Raw genomic sequence first — 20,222 nt, 5'->3', positions numbered from 1 at the left:
CGGGGTCACCAGTTGAACATCGTGCCGTCTTCGAGCCGGTTCACCGGCAGGAAGGCGCGCTTGTAATCATAGTCGGCGGCCAGCACCTCGTCGATGTCGACGCCGAGGCCAGGCTTGTCGCCCGGGTGCATCATCCCCCGGTCGAAGCTGTAGGCATGCGGGAAGACCGCATCGGTCTCGGGGGTGTGGCGCATATATTCCTGCACCCCGAAATTGGGCACCGACAGGTCGAAATGCAGCGCGGCCGCCATGCATACCGGCGACAGATCGGTCGCGCCATGGCAGCCGGTGCGGATCTGGTAGAGATCGGCGAGCGCGGCGATGCGGCGCAGATGGGTGATGCCGCCGGCGTGGACCACAGTCGCGCGGATATAGTCGATCAGCTGGTTCTGGATCAGATCCTTGGCGTCCCAGATCGAGTTGAAGATCTCGCCGACCGCCAGCGGGGTGGTGGTGTGCTGACGGATCAGCCGGAACGCCTCCTGATTTTCGGCCGGGGTCGCATCCTCGAGCCAGAACGGGCGATAGGGTTCGAGATCCTTGCCGAGACGGCCCGCCTCGATCGGGGTCAGCCGGTGATGGATGTCGTGGAGCAGATGGACGTCCCAGCCGAGCGCCTCGCGCGCCGCCTTGAACAGTTCGGGGACGACCCGCAGATATTTCTCGGTCGACCAGACATTCTCGGTCGGCAGATCGGCATCGGCGGGCTCGTAGAAATAACGGTCCTTCGACACGCCATAGGTCGAGGGCAGGCCCGGGACCCCGCACTGGATGCGGATCGCCTTGTAACCTTCGGCCTGGTAGACCTTGGCGGTCTCGATCGTGTCCTCGATCGTCGTGCCGTTGGCGTGGCCATAGACCATCACCCCCTCGCGGCTGGCGCCGCCGAGCAGCTGATAGAGCGGCAGACCGGCGATCTTGCCCTTGATGTCCCACAAAGCGGTATCGACCGCGGCGATCGCCGACATCGTCACCGGCCCGCGGCGCCAATAAGCGCCCTTGTAGAGATATTGCCAGATATCCTCGATGCGGTGCGCGTCACGGCCGATCAGGCAGGGGATGACATGATCGGTCAGATAGCTGGCGACCGACAGTTCGCGGCCGTTGAGGGTCGCGTCGCCCAGACCATAGACGCCGTCCTCGGTCTCGATCTTGAGGGTGACGAAGTTGCGGCCGGGGCAGGTGACGATGACTTTGGCGGAAATGATCTTGGGCATGGCAGGTCCTGTCAGGCGATCTCGAGAGTGGTGGTCTTCAGGTCGCGCGAGTTGGCGCCGACCATGATGTCGAACTGGCCGGGCTCGACCACCTCCTCCATCCGCGCATTCCACAGCGCGAAGGCGTCGGGGCCGAGGGTGAAGCGCACCGTCCGGCGCTCGCCGGGCTGCAGCGTCACCCGCTCGAAGCCCTTCAATTCCTTGATTGGGCGGGTCACCGACGCCACCTTGTCATGGACGTAGAGCTGGACGACCTCGTCGCCGGCGCGCGTGCCGATGTTGCGCACAACGACCTCGACGACGACCTCGCCCGCGGGGCCGATCTTCGCGGCCGACAGGGTCGGCGCGCCGATCTCGAACCGGGTATAGCTGAGCCCGAAGCCGAACGGGAACAGCGGTGCGATATCCTCGAACACATAGCCGCGCCGTGCGCTCGGCTTGCGGTTGTAGAAGATCGGGATCTGGCCGGCGTCGCGCGCGACCGTCACCGGCAGCTTGCCGCCCGGATTGGCGTCGCCGAACAGCAGGTCGGCGATCGCGGTGCCGCCCTCCTGCCCCGGATACCAGCATTCGAGCAACGCGTTCGCCCTGGCCGCGACCGCGAGATAGCTCGGCGGCCGACCGTTGATCGCACACACCACGATCGGCTTGCCGACGGCGTGGAGCGCCTCGAACAGCTCGGTTTGCTCGCCGACCAGGTCGAGACTGGTGCGGTCGCCGAGATGGTTGGCGGCAAAGCCTTCGCGGCTGGTCTGCTCGGTGTCGCCGACCGCGAGGATGACGAGGTCGGCGGTCTTCGCCAGCTCGGCGGCCTCGGCGATCAGCGCGCGGTTGCGGACCGGGTCGGCGAGCAGCACCTCGTCGGCCGAACGATCCTCGCTTCGGGTGATGAACACGCCCTGGGCGTGGACGATCTCGGCCCCGGCGCCGACCTTCGCGCGCAACCCGTCGAGCAGCGACACCGCCTGGCGCGGGGTGCTCGAATAGCCGCCGAGCCGGGCGATCGCGGCATTGGGCCCGATCACCGCGATCCGGCGATGGGCGCCGGCCTTCAGCGGCAGCAGCCCGTCATTGGTCAGCAGAATCATCGAGCGATGCGCCGCCTTGAGCGCGAGCGCGCGCGCCTCGGCATTGCCGGTCAGCCGGTCATAAGCGGGATCGGCCCAGCAATGTTCGAACAACCCCGCCTCGAACTTCAGCCGCAGCATCCGCGCGCAGGCGGTGTCGACCGCCGCCTCGGGGACGAGCCCGCGGCGCACCTGCGACACCAGGGTGCGATAGGCGATGCCGTCGGGAAGCTCGCAGTCGACCCCGGCTTCGAGCGCGGCGCGCGCCGAGGCTTCGAGGTCGGGCTGGACATGGTGGATCTTGGCGAGTTCGGGAACCGCGCCATAATCGCTGACCACCGCGCCCTGGAAACCCCATTCGCCGCGCAGCACATGCTGCAACAACCAGCGATTCTGGTGCGACGGCACCCCGTCGATCTCGTTATAGGAGGGCATCACCGCGCCGATGCCGGTGCGGGTCACCACCGCGCGGAACGGCGGGAAGAAATTCTCGCGCAGCTCGCGCTCGGCGATCGGCGCGGGACCGATATTCTCGCCGCTCTCGGGCTGGCCATGGCCGGTCATATGCTTGAGGGTCGCGAACACCTTGCCCGGGCCGAGCGTGCGCCCGTCGCCCTGCAGCCCGCGGACCGCCGCAACTCCCATCTCGCCGCACAGATAGGGATCCTCGCCGAAGGTCTCCTCGATCCGGCCCCAGCGCGGATCGCGGGCGATGTCGACGACCGGCGACAGCGCGAGGTGGACGCCGCGGGCGCGAACCTCGCGCGCGATCACACTCTGGACGTCGTGCATCAGCTCGCGGTCGAAGCTCGATGCCAGCGCGATCGCCTGCGGGAACATCGTCGCGTCGGTCGCCATATAGCCGTGCAGCGATTCCTCGTGGAACAGCACCGGAATGCCGAGCCGGGTCTGGCCGGTCGCCCAGCGCTGGACCGCGTTGACGAAGGCGACGGTGTCGGCCGGGGTGCGCCAACGCGCGCCGGTGCCGCCGGCCTGGGTCGAACCCTGCGGCGCGCCGCGCCGATCCGAGGCGCGGGTGATCTGGCCGAAGCTGTTCGGATAGGCCTTGCTTGCCTTGGCGGGGGAGAAGGTGAGGTCGTCCATGACCTCCTCCTTGGTGCCCCACAGCGCGATGATCTGCCCGACCTTCTCCTCGAGCGTCATCCGCCCGAGCAGATCGCGCACGCGCAGGTCGATCGGCGCAGCGGCATCCTTGTAGAGCGGCGCCGGTACCGCCGCGCGCAGCGCCGCGGGCACCGCGCCCGCCAGCGCGGTCGAGCCGAGCAGCGCCAGCGCCTGGCGGCGGGTCGCGCTCATTCGGCCACCGTCAGCAGGGTCGACTTCACATCGACCGAGTTGCCGCCGACCATGATGTCGAACTGGCCGGGCTCGACCACCCGCTCCATCCGGTCGTTCCACATCTCGAGGCTGTGCGGGGTCAGCGTGAATTCGACGGTGCGCTTCTCGCCGGGGGCGAGGGTGACGCGCTGGAAGCCCTTCAATTCCTTGACCGGCCGGGTGACCGAGCTGACCTTGTCGCGGATGTAGAGCTGGACGGTCTCGTCGCCGGCGCGCGCGCCGCTGTTGCGGACATCGACCGAGACGGTGACCGATCCGCCGGTGCCGATCTTCGCCGCCGACAGCCGCGGGACGCCGATGTCGAAGCTGGTATAGCTCAGCCCATAGCCGAACGGGAACAGGGGCGCGGTGGTGTCGAACAGATAGCCGCGGCGGGCGCTGGGCTTGGCGTTGTAGAACATCGGCAGCTGGCCGACCGAACGCGGCACCGTCACCGGCAGCTTGCCGCCCGGATTGACGTCGCCGAACAGGACATCGGCCATCGCGTTGCCGCCCTGCTCGCCGAGATACCAGCCTTCGACCAGCGCGTCGGCCTGTTCGGCGATCTTGACCGTCGATGCCGGGCGGCCGTTGATCAGCACCACGGTGATCGGCTTGCCGAGCGCCTTCAACGCATCGAACAGCTCCTGCTGCTCGCCGACCAGATCGAGGCTCGGCCGGTCGCCGAGATGATTGTCGGCCCAGCCCTCGCGGCTGCTCTGTTCGGTGTCGCCGATGACGAGCACGATCTTGTCGACGCCGCGGGCGGCCTCGACCGCCTCGGCGATCAGCTTGCGATTGGCGGCGGGGTCGGCGATCTGGACCTTGTCGGCCCACCAGTCGTCGTCCTCGGTGATCTTGACGCCCTGCGCGAACACCAGCTTCGCGCGGGTGCCGACCTTGCTGCGCATGCCGTCGAGGATCGAGACGCTGTGCGGCGGCTGGCCATAATAGCCGCCGAGCCGCGCGACCGCGGCGCTCGGCCCGATCACGGCGATCGTCCCCTCGGGCTTCAGCGGGAGCATGCCGTCATTCTTGAGCAGGGTGATCGACCGCTGCGCCGCCTTGAGCGCGAGCGCGCGTGCCTCGCCATTGTTGGTGATCGCCGCGGCGGCCTCGCCATCGGCATAGGGATTTTCGAACAGGCCGGCGCGGAACTTGAGTTCGAGCATGCGGCGCACCGCGAGATCGACCTTGGCCTCGCTGACGCGGCCTTCGCGCACCGCCTTGGCGAGCGTCGCATAGGACAGGCCGTCAGGCAGGTCGGCGTCGACCCCGGCGTCGAGCGCGCGGATCGCCGCATCCTCGAGATTGCCGGCGATATGGTGGATGCTCATCAGCTGGTCGATCGCCGAATAGTCGGAGACGACCGCGCCGCGAAAACCCCATTCCTCGCGCAGCACATCCTCGAGCAACCACTTGTTGGCATGGCTCGGGACGCCGTCGATCTCGTTATAGGAGGCCATCACCGCCTCGATGCCGGTGCGCTTCACCACCTCCTCGAACGGCGGGAAGAAGCTCTCGCGCAGCTCACGCTGCGAAATCGGCGCCGGACCGACATTGGTGCCGCTTTCGGGCTGGCCATGGCCGGTGAGATGCTTGAGCGTCGCGAAGACATGCCCCGGGGTCAGCAGCCGCGCCCGGCCGCGGCCCTGCAGCCCCTCGACCGCGGCGACGCCCATCTCGCCGACCAGATAGGGATCCTCGCCGAAGGTCTCCTCGATCCGGCCCCAGCGCGGATCGCGGGCGACGTCGACGACCGGCGACAGCGCCAGGGTGACGCCGCGGGCGCGGACTTCGCGGGCGATCACCTGGTTGACGTCGCGCAGCATGTCGGGATCCCAGGACGATGCCATCGCGATCGCCTGGGGGAAGCTGGTCGCGCCGACCGCGGCATAGCCGTGCAGCGCCTCCTCGTGGAACAGGATCGGGATGCCGAGCCGGGTCTGGGTGGTCGCCCAGCGCTGCAGCGCGTTGACCAGGGCGACCGTCTGGCGCGGGTCGCGGCCCGCGGCGACGCGCGGGCTGACCGCGCCGCGTGCGTCGGAGGGACGCGCGAACTGGCCAATGCCGTTGGGATAGCGGGTCTTGAGCTTGGCCGGAACGAGCTGGAACTTGTCGTCGAAGATGCCGCCCTTGGTTTCCCAGACGGTGGTGATCTGCGCGATCTTCTCGTCGAGGGTCATGCGCGACAGCAGGTCGTCGACCCGCGCCTCGATCGGCGCGGTCGCATTCCTGTAGACCGGTGCGCCCGCTTCGGCGGCGGCATTGGCCTTGCGCGGGGCGGCGTCGAGCGCGGGGGCCACCAGCAGCAGCGCGGCCAGAGCGGTCGAAGTTGCAAGTCGAACAGCGCGGGTGCGCAGCATGCGGGCCTCCCCAATTTGACGATGGTGCGACATTCTTGTTGATGTCGCTTCAATGATAGCGTTACCATTGCCGCAGGCGGCGCGGCATTGTCAATGCCCGAACAGCGCGCGAGAACGCCGCAATATTTGGGAGGAACCATGATCGGTCGAAGCCTGCGCCTTTTCCTGCTGGGATGGCTGGCGCTATGCGCCGGTTCGGCAGCGCTCGCCGAGGACGGCTATGAGCTGTGGCTGCGCTACCATCCGCTCGAGGCCGCGAGGCAGGCGGAGATTCGCGCCGCGCTGCACAGCCTGGTGGTTCCGGGACGGTCGCCGACGCTCGCCGCCGCGACCGCCGAACTCGACCGCGCGTTCGCAGGGATGGCCGGCGGCCCGCTCGCCCATGCCGATGGCCCCGCCCCCGGCGCGCTGCTGGTCGCGACCCCCGCCCAGTCGCCCGCGGTCGCGGCGCTGAACCTGCCGCTCGCGAAGCTGGGCGACGAGGGTTATCTGATTCGCCAGCTGGTGCTCGGCGGCTCGTCGGTGACGCTGATCGCCGCGAACAGCGATGTCGGCCTGCTCCATGGCAGCTTCCATCTGCTGCGCCTGATCCAGACCGGCGTGCCGTTGCGCGGCCTCGACATCGCCTCCGCGCCGCGGCTGACGCTGCGCGTGCTCGACCATTGGGACAATCTCACCGGCACCGTCGAACGCGGCTATGCCGGGTCGTCGATCTGGGACTGGTGGAAGCTGCCCGACTGGCGGTCGCCGCTCTATGTCGATTATGCGCGCGCCAATGCCTCGATCGGGATCAACGGCACCGTCCTCAACAATGTCAACGCCAAGGCCGACAGCCTGACCGCGCCCTATATCGCCAAGGCGGCGGCGCTGGCCGACATCTTCCGGCCTTACGGGATCAAGGTCTATCTGTCGGCGCGCTTCTCGGCGCCGATCGAGCTGGGCGGGCTCAAGACCGCCGATCCGCTCGATCCCACGGTCGCGCGCTGGTGGGCCGACAAGGCCGACGAGATCTACCGGGCGATCCCCGATTTCGGCGGCTTCCTGGTCAAGGCCAATTCGGAAGGCCAGCCGGGCCCGCAGGATTACAAGCGCAGCCATGCCGACGGCGCCAACATGCTCGCCGCCGCGGTCAAGCCGCATGGCGGGATCGTGATGTGGCGCGCCTTCGTCTATGCCCACGACAATCCCGACGACCGCGCCAAGCAGGCCTATAGCGATTTCAAGCCGCTCGACGGCCGGTTCGCCGACAATGTCATCGTCCAGGTCAAGAATGGCGCGATCGACTTCCAGCCGCGCGAGCCCTTCCATCCGCTGTTCGGGGCGATGCCGAAGACCCCGCTGATGATGGAATTCCAGATCACCAAGGAATATGTCGGGCAGGCGACCCACCTCACCTATCTCGGGCCGCTGTTCGAGGAGGTGCTGCAGAGCGATACCTTCGCCAAGGGCAAGGGATCGACCGTCGCGCGGGTGATCGACGGCAGCCTCGACGGTCACCGGCTGACCGGCATGGCCGGGGTCGCCAACATCGGCACCGACCGCAACTGGAGCGGATCGATCTTCAACCAGGCCGACTGGTATGCGTTCGGCCGGCTCGCCTGGGATCCGCAGGACCGCGCGCTGCCGATCGCCCGCGACTGGGCGGCGATGAGCTTCGGCGCCGATCCGCGCATCGTCGATCCGGTGGTGAAGATGATGATGGGATCGCGCGAGGCGGCGGTCGACTATATGACCCCGCTCGGGCTCGCCCATGTGATGGCGACCGGCCATCATTACGGCCCGGGCCCTTGGATCGCCAATCTCGCCCGGCCCGAATGGAATCCGGTCTATTATCACCGCGCCGACGCCGCCGGCATCGGCTTCGACCGCACCGCCACCGGCAGCGATGCGGTCGCGCAATATGCGCCGCGGGTCGCCAAGCTGCTCGCCGATCCGGCGACGACCCCCGAAAGCGAACTGCTGTGGTTCCATCACCGCCCGTGGGACAGCCGGCTCAGGTCGGGCGAGACGCTGTGGGACGGGCTGGTCCATCGCTACGATGCCGGCGTCGCCTATGTCGTCGGGATGCGCGGCGACTGGGACAGGCTGCGGCCGCTGGTCGATCCCGAGCGCTTCGCCGAGACCGCGATCTTCCTGGGCATCCAGGAGCGCGAGGCGCGCTGGTGGCGCGATGCGAGCATCGCCTATTTCCAGAGCATCTCGAAAAGGCCGCTGCCCGCCGGCGCGGCACCGCCGGCGCACGACCTCGACTATTACAAGGCGCTCAGCTTTCCCTATGCCCCCGGCAATCCCTGACCGGGCCGTCGCCGGTCTTGCGCCGCGATACCGGCGGGTGATAGCCGCCTGAAAGATGAGAAGGACGAGCTAATGGAGCAGCGGACGTCGCGACGGCAGCGCAATGTGCCGACGATCAACGATGTCGCGCGTGCCGCCGGCGTGTCGCTGATGACGGTCTCGCGGGTGATCAACAAGGAGGCGATCGTCCGCGAGGCCACCCGCGAGAAGGTGCTCAAGGCGATCGCCGAGCTCAACTATGCGCCGAGCTCGGCCGCACGCACCCTGGCGGGCGGCGACGAGATTCGCATCGCCCTGCTCTACAGCAATCCGAGCTCGTCCTATCTGAGCGAGTTCCTGGTCGGCAGCCTCGACCAGGCGAGCCGCAGCAATATCCAGCTCGTCATCCAGAAGTTCGACGAGGCGTCGAGCGAACGCTCGGCGATCGAACAGATCGCGCGCGGCCGGATCGACGGGGTGGTGTTGCCGCCGCCCTTGTGCGATTCGCCCGAGATCATCGCGGCGCTGGCGCGCGACGCGATCCCCGCGGTCGCGGTCGCGACCGGGCGCACCCCCGCGGACATGTCGGCGGTGTCGATCGACGATCACCAGGCAGCCTATGACATGACCCGCCACCTGATCGCGCTCGGCCATCGCCGGATCGGCTTCATCGTCGGCAACCCCAACCAGTCGGCAAGCGAGCGGCGGCTGCTCGGTTATCGCAAGGCGCTGGCCGACGCCGGGGTGAGCTATGACGAGACGCTCGTCGCGCCGGGTCTGTTCACCTATCGATCGGGTCTAGAGGCTGCCGAGCAACTGCTTGGGCTCGCCGCGCGACCGACCGCGATCTTCGCCAGCAACGACGACATGGCGGCGGCGACGGTGTCGATCGCCCACCGCATCGGCCTCGACGTGCCGCGCGACCTCACCGTCTGCGGTTTCGACGATACCGCGCTGGCGACGACGATCTGGCCCGAACTCACCACGATCCGCCAGCCGATCGCCGAAATGTCGCGGGTGGCGCTCGAAATGCTGATCCGCGAGGCGCGCGCGCGCAAGGCGGGCAAGCCCGAGGCGCCGCGGCATGTGGTGCTCGACTTCGCCCTGATCCAGCGCGAGTCCGACGGCGCTCCCGCCTAGACGGCGATCGAAACGCCTTTCTTTTCTCCGTTCGTGTCGAGCGAAGTCGAGACACGTTGCGGTGGTGGAGCGTGTCTCGACTTCGCTCGACACGAACGGAAGCTAAAGCCGCTTGTATTGAACTATCGCTCGGCGACGATCGTCATCGCGATCGCCAGGGTTGCACCCGGAGCAAGACGGTCGAACCCGGCGCCGCGGTTGATCGCGTCGGGCATGTGGGTCATCGGCTCGACGCAGAGGAAATCGCGCCCGGGCGGCCGAAACAGGTGCAGCCAGGACGCGCCGGTCGCGGTCACCCGCACCCGCATCGCCGCGGTCTCGATGGTGGCGAGGCCGTCCCAGCCTTCATAGCTGTTGTCGATCAGCGTCTCGCCGGCCACGTCCGCGCCGGCGTTCCAGTCGCCCATCGCATCGGCGGCAGCGGGCTCGGTCGGGAGGCATTCGCCATCGGCGAGCCAGAGCCGCCCGGCGGTGAAGCGCAGCCGGGTGTCGGCGCTCGCGGGCAGATAGGGGTGGAAACCGAGCCCTGCCGGCACCTCGACATCGGCAAGGTTGGTCAGCGACAGCGTCAGGGTCAGGCCGGCGTCGCCGACGATCGCCTGCTGTTCGGCGTGGAATAGCCAGGGCCAGCCCGCGCCGCCGTCATGATCGAAGACCATCGTCGCCCGGTCCTCGCCGACCGCCTCGACCCGCCAGGGCCGCTGCCAGCCGATGCCGTGGAGGCTGTGCGGGTGATCGCCGAAATTGCGCGGCAGCCGGTGATCCCCGCCGGCCCAGGCGAAGCGGCCATGGGCGATGCGGTTGACATAGGGGACCAGCGGAAAGCAGCCGGTGTCGAGCGGATCGCCCGTTCCCACGGGGGCCGGCCGGACGATATCGACATCGCCGATCCGCAGACTGGCGAGCGCACCACCGAGGTCCGGCAACAGCCGGGCCTCGGTGGTGCCATGCCGCAGGACGAGCATTTAGAGCAGGGTAACATCTGATTGCATCAGATGCCCCGCTCTAAGTTTTTGATTCCGCGATATGCGAGTCATCAGGTTTCCACCTGATTTCATATCGCTCTAGCCCGCCATATCCTCGAGTTCGCGGCCCTTGGTCTCCTGGACCATCGCCCGCACGAAGAAGAAGGAGAGGAAGGCGGCCGTGGCGTAGAGGCCGTAGGTGACCGGCAGGCCGATGCCGGCGGCCATCGCCGGAAAGCTGACCGAGATCGCGAAATTGGCGATCCACTGCGCGAAGCCCGAAACCGCCAACGCCGATCCGCGGATCTGGTTGGGGAACATCTCGCCAAGCATCACCCACATCACCGGGCCCCAGCTCAGGTTGAAGAACACCGCGTAGAGATTGGCGGCGACCAGCGCGGTGCGGCCGGCGGTATCGCCCAGCTGCAGCCCGCCGTCGGTGATGCTGCCGGTCGCGAAGCAGATGCCGACCGTCGCCAGCGTCACCGCCATGCCCGCCGAACCGATGAGCAGCAGCGGCTTGCGGCCGATCCGGTCGATCAGGAAGACGGTCGAGATGCAGGCGAGGATCGACAGCGTGCCCGAGACGATGTTGATCAGCAGCGCGTCGTCCTCGCTGAAGCCGACCGACTGCCACAGCACCGCGCCATAATAGAAGACGATGTTGATGCCGACGAGCTGCTGGAACATCGCGATGCCGATGCCGGTCCAAACGATCGGGCGCACCCGCCCGCTCTTCCTGTCGATCAGGTCGGAGAATTTCGGCTGATGTTGATCGGCCGACAGGCTTGCGCGAATGTCGGCGACCTTGCGGCCGGCGGCGGGTGCCCCGAACAGCCGGGTGAGAACGGCGAGCGCCTGGCTTTCGCGGCCGCGCGCGACCAGGAAGCGCGGGCTTTCGGGAATGAACAGCAAGGTGACGAAATAGATCGCCGCCGGGATCACCTGCATCCAGAACATCCAGCGCCACGCCGGATAGCCGGCCCAGAGCGGCGCGAGCGATCCGCCGGCGATATGGGCGAGCGCATAGTTGGCGAGGAACGCGCCGGTCAGGCCCGAGATGATCATGATCTGCTGGATCGACGACAGCCGCCCGCGGATCGCCGCGGGGGTGACCTCGCTGATATAGACCGGCGACAGCACGCTGGCGGCGCCGACGCCGAGCCCGCCGACCAGCCGGGCGAGGATGAACATCAGCGACGAGCTGGCGGCGCCCGCGGCGAGCGCGCTCGCCATGAACAGCAGAGCGGCGATGATCATCATCAGCCGCCGGCCGAGGATATCGGCGAGCCGGCCGGCGATGAACGCGCCGATCGCGCAGCCGACCAGGATTGCACCGACATTGAGGCCGGTGCCGAATTTCGACAGGTCGAAGGTCTTTTCGAGACCCTCCTGGGTGCCGTTGATCACGCCCGAATCATAGCCGAACATGAAACCGCCGATCGTGGCCACCGCGACGATCGCCGCGATAAAGCCCATGTTCACCCGGTCGTCATCCGCTGCGTCCATCACCCTCATCCCCTCGATATTGTGTTTTGTGTGCGTGCTCTTCGGTCAGATCTTCGCGGGCGTCACCGCGACCCCGGCGACGCCGGGATCGAAGGCGAACAGGTCGCCCGCCAGCGGCTGCCCGGCAAGCGCCGCGGCATCGAGCCCCTTGCGCGCGGTGGTCGCATAAGCGGTGCGCAGATCGTCGCCGCCAAAGGCGATCTTGGTGACGTTGGCGACCGGGAAATCGACGGTCCGCATCAGTTTGCCGCTCGGATCGTAGCGCCGCACCGCCCAGCCGCCGAACATGCCGATCCACACACAGCCTTCGGAATCGACCACCGGTCCGTCGGGATGGCCCGCACCCGGTTCGATCTCGGCGAACAGCGCCGGCTTGCCGAGCAGGCCGTCTTCGCCGAGCGGCACCTGCCAGATCGTCTTGCCGAGCGTGTCGACATGGTAGAGCGTCGTGCCGTCGCGCGACACCGCAGGCCCGTTGGTGATCGTGATCGGGGCGAGGCCGCTGTCGCTGCAGACGCCGCGATCGACCCGGTAGACCCGGCCGCTCGCTTCGGTCTCGCCATCGTCCATCGATCCGAACCACAGCCGTCCCGCCGGATCGACGGTGGCGTCGTTCAGCCGGTTACCGGGCCGATCGCGTTCGGGCGCATGGATCAGGCCGAAGCTCTGCGCAGCGGGATCGAAGCGGTGGAGGCCGGTCTGCAGGCCGACCACCAGCGATCCGTCCTCGGCGGGCAGCACCCAGCCGACCTGTGCGGGCGCCTGCCAGCTGCGCGACACACCCTGCCCCGGATCGAAGCTGTGGATCTTGTGCTGCTTGATGTCGACGAACCAGAGCTGCGATGCGCGCGGCAGCCAGACCGGCCCCTCGCCCAGGGTCGCACCGATGCTCGCCACGCTGTCCACGGCGGTCCGCATGATCAGCGCCAGCCCGCGTCGACGAAATAGTCGTGGCCGGTGCACATCCGCGCATCGTCCGATGCCAGGAACAGCACCAGTCCGGCGACGTCGGCCGGCTGGATCCGCCCGTCGAGGCATTGCGCGGCGACGATCTCGGCCTCGCCCTCGGGGGTGTACCATTTCATCTGGCGTGGGGTCTGGACATTGCCTGGCACGATCGTGTTTACCCTTATCCCGTCGCGACCGAGGTCGCGTGCCAGGCCGCGGGTCAATCCTTCGATCGCGGCCTTCGCGGTCTGATACATGACCAGATCGGACAGGCCCAGATGCCAGCTGATCGACCCGAAGTTGAGGATAACCCCGCCGCCGGCGCGCTTCATCGCCGGGATCGCCGCCTGCGCGGCGAAGAACAGATGCCGCAGATTGACCGCCATCCGCTCGTCCCAATATTCGGGGGTCACGTCGGCGATCGCATGGCGATCGTCATTGGCGGCGTTGTTGACGAGGATGTCGATGCCGCCGAGCGCGACCTCGACTTGCGCGACCATCGCCCGCAACGCGTCGATGTCGGTCAGGTCGCACTGCACGAACAAAGGCGCGACCTCGGCGGTCGCCGCCAGCCGATCGACCAGCGCGCGGCTGTCGGCTTCGGCGATGTCGCAAAAGGCGACATGCGCGCCCTGTGCGACGAAGCCCTCGACCAGCCCGGCGCCGATTCCCGATCCGCCGCCGCTGATCAGGACCTTCTTGCCGGCGAGGCTGGGATAGCGTGCCGCATTTGCATCGACCGTCATGCGCGCTTGCCCAGCAGGCCGCGTCCGGCGAGATTGGCGATCAGCGCGCCGATGCCGTCGGTCCAGGGCGGCGCGTCGCGCGATGTTGCGACGATGTTGCGCAACATGCCGAGCCGCGGGGTCGAGATCGAGACGATGTCGCCGACCTTGTGGGTGAAGCCATGGCCGGGTTCGTCGCGGTCTTGGACCGGCGCGAACAGCGTGCCGAGGAACAGCGCGAAGCCGTCGGGATATTGATGCTCGCTCAGCGTCTGCGCGACCAGGTTCAACGGATCGCGGCTGATCTGCGACATGCTGCTGCTGCCCTCGAGCCGATAGCCCTCGGGCCCTTCGATGCTGAGGTCGATCTCGGCCTGGCGGACATCGTCGATCCCGAAGCTGTCGTCGAACAGCCGGATCAGCGGGCCGAGCCCGCACGATGCGTTATTGTCCTTGGCCTTGCCGAGCAGCAGCGCCGAGCGCCCTTCGAAATCGCGCAGATTGACGTCGTTGCCGAGCGTCGCGCCGACGACCTCGCCTTGCGAATCGACGATCAGCACGACCTCGGGTTCGGGGTTGTTCCAGTGCGAATCCGACCGCACGCCGATCGTCGCGCCATAGCCGACGGTCGACAGCACCGGCGCCTTGGTGAACACCTCGGCATCGGGGCCGATCGCGACTTCGAGATATTGCGACCAGAGGCCGTCCTCGATCAGCGCCGCCTTGAGCGCGGCCGCCTCGGGCGAACCCGGCACCACCGCGCGGATCGATCCGCCGACCCGCAGTTCGAGCCGGCTGCGCATCTCGGCCGCGGCCGACGCGTCGCCGCGCACCCGCTCCTCGATCACCCGCTCGACCGCCGACAGCGCGAAGGTGACGCCGCAGGCCTTGACGCATTGCAGGTCGACCGGGCTGAGCAACGGCAGCGCCAGATCCTCGAACGCGCCGAGCGACGTCCCGCCCTCGGGCGAGAAAAGGCCGGCCTCGACCAATGCAGCGACCGTCGGCGCCACCGCAGACATGTCGAAAACCTCTCCGCGACGGACGAGGATCGGCGACGGCCCTTCAGGCGTCAGCACGCGACCGACGAACAGTCCCACGCGCCAATCCGCCGGCATCATCGCCGAAATGTCATAATCCCCAGCCATCTCCACTCCCGCTCGATCACGCATCTTGATAACGCTGATTAATGGTAACGCTAACAACATCGATCAGCGACGCCTGTCAAGAGATTTGCCGATCAGCTTGACGCCACGCCCCCAGCTGTTAGCATTTGTCTGAGTTTTTGCGAGGACTATCATGATCACCGGTTCCATCCTGCTCGGCGCGACCGAGGCGACCACCAGCGCCACCTTCCAGGCGATCGACCCCAGCACCGGCGAAGTGCTCGGCCCCGATTTCGCGTCCGCCGGCCCCGAGGAGGTCGCGCGCGCCGCCGAACTCGCCGAGGCCGCCTTTCCGATCTACGCCGACACCGACCCCGAAACCCGCGCCGGCTTCCTCGAGGCGATCGCCGACGGCATCGCCGCGATCGGCGACGCGCTGATCGTTCGCGCCATGCAGGAAAGCGGCCTGCCGCGCGGTCGCCTCGAAGGCGAGCGCGGCCGCACGATCGGCCAGCTGAAGCTGTTCGCTTCGGTGGTGCGCGCCGGCGAGTGGGCGCATGTCACGATCGATCCGGCCCTGCCCGATCGCCAGCCGCTGCCGCGCGGCGACCTGCGCCGCCGCCATGTCGGGGTCGGCCCGGTCGCGGTGTTCGGCGCCAGCAACTTCCCGCTCGCCTTCTCGGTCGCCGGCGGCGACACCGCCTCGGCGCTCGCCGCCGGCTGCCCGGTGATCGTCAAGGGCCACCCCGCCCATCCCGGCACCGGCGAACTGGTCGCCCGCGCGATCCGCGACGCGGTCGCCGCCTGCGGCCTGCCCGAGGGCGTCTTCTCCTACCTGCCCGGCCCGAGCAACGAGCTGGGCGGCGCGCTGGTCGCCGATCCACGCGTCCAGGCGGTCGGCTTCACCGGCTCGCGCGGCGGCGGTCTGGCGCTGATGCGGATCGCCGCCGCCCGCCCCGAGCCGATCCCGGTCTATGCCGAGATGAGCTCGATCAACCCGGTGGTGCTGTTCCCGGCCGCGCTCAAGGCGCGCGGCGCGGCGCTCGGCCCGGCCTATATCCAGTCGCTGACGCTGGGTGCCGGCCAGTTCTGCACCAATCCCGGCCTCGTCATCGCGCCGTCGGGCCCCGATCTCGAAGTCTTCATCGCCGCGGCCGCGGCCGCGCTCGAGGCGAGCCAGCCGCAGCAGATGCTCACCCCGGGCATCTACGCGACCTTCGAGAAGGGCGTCGCCGAACTCGAAAGCCACGAGGCGGTCAAGACCGTCGCCCGCGGCTGCGTCGGCGAGGGCATCAACCGCGCGGTCGGCGCGCTGTTCCGCACCGACGCCGCGAGCTTCGAAGGCGACGAGGCGCTGGCACGCGAGGTGTTCGGATCCTCGTCGATCCTGGTCGAGGTGGCCGACATGAGCCAGGCCGCCGCGGTCATCCAGACGCTCGAGGGGCAGCTTACCGCGACCCTGCAGCTGGACGAGGCCGATCACGACCTCGCCGCGCCGCTGATCCCGCTGCTCGCCCGCAAGGTCGGCCGCATCCTCGCCAATGGCTGGCCGACCGGGGTCGAGGTGACCCATGCGATGGTCCATGGCGGCCCCTATCCGGCAACCTCCGACGGCCGCACCACCTCGGTCGGGTCGCTGGCGATCGAGCGCTTCCTGCGCCCGGTCTGCTATCAGGACCTGCCCGACGCGCTGCTGCCCGACGTGCTCAAGGCCGCCAATCCCTGGCATCTGCCGCGCCAGATCGACGGCGTCCGCTCGGCGGCGGACTGACACCGTGCCGCGGTCGACCGATCCGGTATCGCGACGGCGTCGCGCGGACCGGTCGACCGCATCGACGGCGCCCCGATCAGCATGAAAGTAGTATGACATGACCATCAAGCTGGGCCTGGTCGGCGTCGGCAAGATCGCCCGCGACCAGCATCTGCCGGTGCTGCGCGCCTCGCCGCATTTCGACCTGGTCGCGACCGCCAGCCGCAACGCGACGATCGACGGCGTCGCCGCCTTTGCCGACATCGAGTCGATGATCGAGCAGGCGCCCGAGATCGAAGCGGTGTCGCTCTGCCAGCCGCCGCAGGTGCGGTTCGCTTCGGCCAAGCGCGCGATCGCCGCGGGCAAGCATGTCTTCCTCGAAAAGCCGCCCGGGGCGACGCTGGGCGAGGTCGAGCTGCTGATCTCGCTCGCCCGCGCACAGGGCGTCTCGCTGTTCGCGAGCTGGCATTCGCGCTACGCCTCCGGGGTCGAGCCGGCGCGCGCCTGGCTCGCCGAGCGCACCATCCGATCGGTGCGGATCGAGTGGAAGGAGGATGTCCGCCACTGGCATCCGGGCCAGGACTGGATCTGGGCTCCGGGCGGCATGGGGGTGTTCGATCCGGGCATCAACGCGCTGTCGATCGCGACCCATATCCTGCCCGACCTGGTGCTGACCGGCGCCACGCTCGATTATCCCGCGAATCGCGCGGCGCCGATCGCCGCCGAGCTCGCCTTCGAGACCCATCATGGCCACCCGGTAACGGCGAGCCTCGACTGGCTGCAGACCGGCCCGCAAAGCTGGGACATCCATGTCGAAACCGACCGCGGCACGCTGGTGCTCGGTCATGGCGGCAATAGCCTGGCGATCGACGGCGCCGTCCAGCCGCTGGGTCCCGAGGCCGAATATGCCGGGCTCTACGAGCGCTTCGCGGCGCTGGTGCCGACGGGGGCGATCGACGTCGATCTGACCCCGCTGCGCCATGTCGCCGACGCGCTGCTGCTCGGCGAGCGCCGGACGGTCGCGGCGTTTCACGACTGACCGACCCGCTCGACAAGCACGACGCGCAATTCCATAGGGGATGCCGGGATTATAAGGGGATGACGGTGGAGCGAAGGAGCAAGGCAGGATCGTCGCCGACGCCTCCGGGGATGCCACCGGTCATGCCCAACGCCAAGCGCATCCATGGCGCGGTGGCGCACGATCTGGCGGTCGCGATCCTGACCGGCCGCCACCAGCCCGGCGACGTCCTGCCCGGTGAGATCGAATTCAGCGAGCAGCTCGGCATTTCGCGCAGCGTCTATCGCGAGGCGGTGCGCATCCTCGCCGCCAAGGGGCTCGTCGAAAGCCGCCCCAAGGCCGGTACGCGGGTGAGCGACCGCGCCCGCTGGAACCTGCTCGATCCCGAAATCCTCGCCTGGACCTTCGAATCCGAACCGAGCATGGCCTTCATCCGCGAGCTGTTCGAGCTGCGGATGATCGTCGAGCCCGGTGCCGCCGAACTCGCCGCGCGTCGCCGCACCGGCGCGCATCTCGCCCGGATGGGGCATGCGCTCGAGGAGATGGCGCGCTTCGGCCTGACCGTCCCCGAGGGCCGCGAGGCCGACCAACGCTTCCATGCGACGGTGCTGGCGGCGGCGGGCAACGAGCCGCTCGCCTCGCTGTCGAGCTCGATCGCCGCGGCGGTCACCTGGACGACGATCTACAAGCAGCGCAAGCGCCGGCTGCCGCGCGACCCGGTGCCCGACCATCGCGCGCTGTACGAAGCGATCGTTGCGGGCGATCCGGCGGCGGCGCGCACGACCATGGTCGAGCTGATCCGGCTGGCGCTCGCCGACATGGAAATCCCCGAATAAAAAGAGGGGCGCCGCCTGCCCGGCGACGCCCCTCTTTTCATCGGCGATCCGGCCGAAGCCGGATCGCTATCCGATCAATGCCGGACCTCTATCCGATCAATGGTTGTCGCGCGGCACGCCCATCGTCTGTGCGATCCGCTGGAACTGCTCGGCGCCTTCGAGGATCGCGCCGGTGTTCATCTGACCGACCATGCTGCGCTGGATCGCCTGCCACGGGGTCTGCGACGCCGGATAGGCATAGCCGCCCGCCGCATCGAGCGCGCGGCGGCGCTCGGCGAGGGTCGCATCGTCGATCAGCACATCGGCGGTGCCGCGGCCGAGATCGATCCGCACCCGGTCACCGGTCTGGAGCAAGGCGAGCATGCCGCCCACCGCCGCCTCGGGCGAGGCGTTGAGGATCGACGGCGACCCCGAGGTCCCCGACTGGCGGCCATCGCCGATGCACGGCAGCGCGGTGACGCCCTCGCGGATCAGATAGGCCGGCGCGCGCATGTTGACGACCTCGGCCGCGCCCGGATAGCCGACCGGCCCGGCGCCGCGCATGAACAGCAGCGTCTCGGGGGTGATGCCGACCGACGGATCGTCGATGCGGTGATGATAATCCTCGGGGCCGTCGAACACGACCGCGGGGCCTTCGAACGCCTCGGGATCGTCGGGGTTCGACAGATAGCGCGCACGGAACTCGTCCGAGATCACGCTGGTCTTCATGATCGCCGCGTCGAACAGATTGCCCGACAGCACCAGGAAGCCGGCTTCCGGCAGCAGCGGCGCGGCGAACGGCTTGATCACCCGCTCGTCCTCGATCGTCGCGTTGCGGCAATTGTCGCCCATCGACTGGCCGGTGACGGTCATCGCGTCTTCGTTGATCAGCCCCTGGCGCATCAGCTCGGCGACCACCGCGGGCACGCCGCCGGCGCGGTAATAATCCTCGCCGAGATATTCGCCGGCCGGCTGGAGATTGACCATCAGCGGCACCTTGTGGCCGTAGGTCTCCCAATCCTTGAGCTCGAGCTCGGCGCCGGCATGGCGGGCGAGTGCTGCGAGGTGGATCGGCGCGTTGGTCGATCCGCCGATCGCCGAGTTGACGACGATCGCGTTGAGAAAGGCCTCGCGGGTCAGGATGTCGGAGGGCTTGAGATCCTCGGCGACCATCGCGACGATGCGCTTGCCGGTCCGCCAGGCGACCTCCTGCCGGTCGCGATAGGGCGCCGGGATCGCCGCCGATCCGGGCAGCATCATGCCGAGCGCCTCGGCGAGCGAGTTCATCGTCGTCGCGGTGCCCATCGTGTTGCAATAGCCGGTCGACGGCGCCGACGAGGCGACCAGTTCGATGAAGCCCTTGTCGTCGATCTCGCCGGCGGCGAGCATCTGGCGCGCCTTCCACACGATCGTCCCCGATCCGGTGCGCTCGCCCTTGTGCCAGCCGTTGAGCATCGGCCCGACCGACAGCGCGATCGCCGGGATGTTGACCGTCGCCGCCGCCATCAGGCAGGCCGGGGTGGTCTTGTCGCAGCCGGTGGTGAGCACGACGCCGTCGAGCGGATAGCCGTAGAGCAGTTCGACCAGCGCCAGATAGGCGAGGTTGCGGTCGAGACCTGCGGTCGGACGCTTGCCGGTTTCCTGGATCGGATGGACCGGGAATTCGATCGCGATGCCGCCGGCCTCGCGAATGCCCTCGCGGACGCGCTCGGCGAGCACGAGATGGTGGCGGTTGCACGGGCTCAAATCCGAACCGGTCTGGGCGATGCCGATGATCGGCTTGCCCGACTGCAGCTCCTCGAGCGACAGGCCGAAGTTGAGATAGCGCTCGAGATAGAGCGCGGTCATGTCGATATTGTCGGGATTGTCGAACCACGCCCGCGAACGGAGTTTGGCGGGAGCGTCGCTGCGGGATTCGGCCATCAATCTTCTCTCGATCTTGTGAGGGACAGGCGGCGAATAGCGTGGCCACCCCAGCCCCGTT

General features: G+C 68.4%; 14 protein-coding genes. 5 read left to right on the top strand and 9 right to left on the bottom strand.

Annotated elements, in window-relative coordinates; genetic code table 11:
* Positions 1–5: 5 nt before the first annotated feature.
* The 3 genes from manD to AC1RM6_RS23340 are packed head-to-tail and all read right to left on the bottom strand — an operon-like array spanning position 6 to position 5,988.
* A complete protein-coding gene (gene manD / locus AC1RM6_RS23350) occupies positions 6–1,217 on the bottom strand; it encodes a D-mannonate dehydratase ManD (protein ID WP_493105669.1) in 1,212 nt (403 codons plus the stop codon).
* A gap of 11 nt (positions 1,218–1,228) precedes the next feature.
* On the bottom strand, positions 1,229–3,601 hold the full coding sequence (locus tag AC1RM6_RS23345) for a glycoside hydrolase family 3 N-terminal domain-containing protein (RefSeq protein WP_493105667.1): 2,373 nt from the start codon (positions 3,599–3,601) through the stop codon (positions 1,229–1,231).
* Positions 3,598–5,988 (bottom strand): glycoside hydrolase family 3 N-terminal domain-containing protein, encoded by a 2,391-nt coding sequence (locus AC1RM6_RS23340; RefSeq protein ID WP_493105665.1) that lies wholly within the window; start codon positions 5,986–5,988, stop codon positions 3,598–3,600. The genes AC1RM6_RS23345 and AC1RM6_RS23340 overlap by 4 nt, the downstream gene beginning before the upstream one ends.
* A 138-nt stretch (positions 5,989–6,126) precedes the next feature.
* Between AC1RM6_RS23340 and AC1RM6_RS23335 the strand changes: the two genes are divergently transcribed.
* A complete protein-coding gene (locus AC1RM6_RS23335; protein WP_493105663.1) occupies positions 6,127–8,283 on the top strand; it encodes an alpha-glucuronidase family glycosyl hydrolase in 2,157 nt (718 codons plus the stop codon).
* Positions 8,284–8,355: 72 nt separating this feature from the next.
* Positions 8,356–9,402 (top strand): LacI family DNA-binding transcriptional regulator, encoded by a 1,047-nt coding sequence (locus AC1RM6_RS23330; protein ID WP_493105661.1) that lies wholly within the window; start codon positions 8,356–8,358, stop codon positions 9,400–9,402.
* Between the two features lie 122 nt (positions 9,403–9,524).
* Here AC1RM6_RS23330 and AC1RM6_RS23325 read toward each other — a convergent pair whose 3' ends face one another.
* The 5 genes from AC1RM6_RS23325 to AC1RM6_RS23305 form a co-directional block, all read right to left on the bottom strand.
* Positions 9,525–10,367 (bottom strand): aldose 1-epimerase, encoded by an 843-nt coding sequence (locus AC1RM6_RS23325; protein ID WP_493105659.1) that lies wholly within the window; start codon positions 10,365–10,367, stop codon positions 9,525–9,527.
* 99 nt (positions 10,368–10,466) lie between these two features.
* Positions 10,467–11,876 carry a sugar porter family MFS transporter gene (locus AC1RM6_RS23320; protein WP_493105657.1) on the bottom strand — a complete coding sequence of 470 codons (1,410 nt, stop codon included), beginning with the start codon at positions 11,874–11,876 and terminating at the stop codon, positions 10,467–10,469.
* Between the two features lie 45 nt (positions 11,877–11,921).
* Positions 11,922–12,794, bottom strand: coding sequence for an SMP-30/gluconolactonase/LRE family protein (locus AC1RM6_RS23315; RefSeq protein WP_493105655.1), 873 nt, complete (start codon positions 12,792–12,794; stop codon positions 11,922–11,924).
* Between the two features lie 2 nt (positions 12,795–12,796).
* The gene (gene xylB / locus AC1RM6_RS23310) at positions 12,797–13,570 is read right to left on the bottom strand and encodes a D-xylose 1-dehydrogenase (RefSeq protein WP_493105653.1); all 774 of its coding nucleotides are present in this window, start codon (positions 13,568–13,570) and stop codon (positions 12,797–12,799) included.
* The gene (locus AC1RM6_RS23305) at positions 13,567–14,697 is read right to left on the bottom strand and encodes a fumarylacetoacetate hydrolase family protein (RefSeq protein ID WP_493105651.1); all 1,131 of its coding nucleotides are present in this window, start codon (positions 14,695–14,697) and stop codon (positions 13,567–13,569) included. The genes xylB and AC1RM6_RS23305 overlap by 4 nt, the downstream gene beginning before the upstream one ends.
* A 151-nt stretch (positions 14,698–14,848) precedes the next feature.
* Here AC1RM6_RS23305 and AC1RM6_RS23300 point away from each other — a divergent pair, with 151 nt between their 5' ends.
* From AC1RM6_RS23300 to AC1RM6_RS23290, 3 genes are all read left to right on the top strand, one after another.
* The gene (locus AC1RM6_RS23300) at positions 14,849–16,426 is read left to right on the top strand and encodes an aldehyde dehydrogenase (NADP(+)) (RefSeq protein ID WP_493105649.1); all 1,578 of its coding nucleotides are present in this window, start codon (positions 14,849–14,851) and stop codon (positions 16,424–16,426) included.
* A gap of 97 nt (positions 16,427–16,523) precedes the next feature.
* Positions 16,524–17,444, top strand: a complete 921-nt coding sequence (locus AC1RM6_RS23295; protein ID WP_493105647.1) for a Gfo/Idh/MocA family protein — start codon at positions 16,524–16,526, stop codon at positions 17,442–17,444.
* Positions 17,445–17,566: 122 nt separating this feature from the next.
* Positions 17,567–18,259, top strand: a complete 693-nt coding sequence (locus AC1RM6_RS23290; protein ID WP_493105645.1) for a FadR/GntR family transcriptional regulator — start codon at positions 17,567–17,569, stop codon at positions 18,257–18,259.
* Positions 18,260–18,355: 96 nt separating this feature from the next.
* Here the strand turns inward: AC1RM6_RS23290 and AC1RM6_RS23285 are convergent, their stop codons facing one another.
* Positions 18,356–20,161, bottom strand: a complete 1,806-nt coding sequence (locus tag AC1RM6_RS23285) for an IlvD/Edd family dehydratase (protein WP_493105643.1) — start codon at positions 20,159–20,161, stop codon at positions 18,356–18,358.
* Positions 20,162–20,222 lie beyond the last annotated feature (61 nt).

This window comes from Rhizorhabdus sp. GW822-FHT03C02 (genome assembly GCF_058801765.1).
The sequence above is the reverse complement of the archived record's forward strand: the minus strand, read 5'-3'. Positions and strand labels throughout refer to the sequence as shown.

Bases quoted from the DNA above. Each gene is read 5' to 3' on its own strand.
- manD (WP_493105669.1), bottom strand. From the start codon at position 1,217: ATGCCCAAGATCATTTCCGCCAAAGTCATCGTCACCTGCCCCGGCCGC.
- AC1RM6_RS23345 (WP_493105667.1), bottom strand. From the start codon at position 3,601: ATGAGCGCGACCCGCCGCCAGGCGCTGGCGCTGCTCGGCTCGACCGCG.
- AC1RM6_RS23340 (WP_493105665.1), bottom strand. From the start codon at position 5,988: ATGCTGCGCACCCGCGCTGTTCGACTTGCAACTTCGACCGCTCTGGCC.
- AC1RM6_RS23335 (WP_493105663.1), top strand. From the start codon at position 6,127: ATGATCGGTCGAAGCCTGCGCCTTTTCCTGCTGGGATGGCTGGCGCTA.
- AC1RM6_RS23330 (WP_493105661.1), top strand. From the start codon at position 8,356: ATGGAGCAGCGGACGTCGCGACGGCAGCGCAATGTGCCGACGATCAAC.
- AC1RM6_RS23325 (WP_493105659.1), bottom strand. From the start codon at position 10,367: ATGCTCGTCCTGCGGCATGGCACCACCGAGGCCCGGCTGTTGCCGGAC.
- AC1RM6_RS23320 (WP_493105657.1), bottom strand. From the start codon at position 11,876: ATGGACGCAGCGGATGACGACCGGGTGAACATGGGCTTTATCGCGGCG.
- AC1RM6_RS23315 (WP_493105655.1), bottom strand. From the start codon at position 12,794: ATGCGGACCGCCGTGGACAGCGTGGCGAGCATCGGTGCGACCCTGGGC.
- xylB (WP_493105653.1), bottom strand. From the start codon at position 13,570: ATGACGGTCGATGCAAATGCGGCACGCTATCCCAGCCTCGCCGGCAAG.
- AC1RM6_RS23305 (WP_493105651.1), bottom strand. From the start codon at position 14,697: ATGGCTGGGGATTATGACATTTCGGCGATGATGCCGGCGGATTGGCGC.
- AC1RM6_RS23300 (WP_493105649.1), top strand. From the start codon at position 14,849: ATGATCACCGGTTCCATCCTGCTCGGCGCGACCGAGGCGACCACCAGC.
- AC1RM6_RS23295 (WP_493105647.1), top strand. From the start codon at position 16,524: ATGACCATCAAGCTGGGCCTGGTCGGCGTCGGCAAGATCGCCCGCGAC.
- AC1RM6_RS23290 (WP_493105645.1), top strand. From the start codon at position 17,567: ATGCCCAACGCCAAGCGCATCCATGGCGCGGTGGCGCACGATCTGGCG.
- AC1RM6_RS23285 (WP_493105643.1), bottom strand. From the start codon at position 20,161: ATGGCCGAATCCCGCAGCGACGCTCCCGCCAAACTCCGTTCGCGGGCG.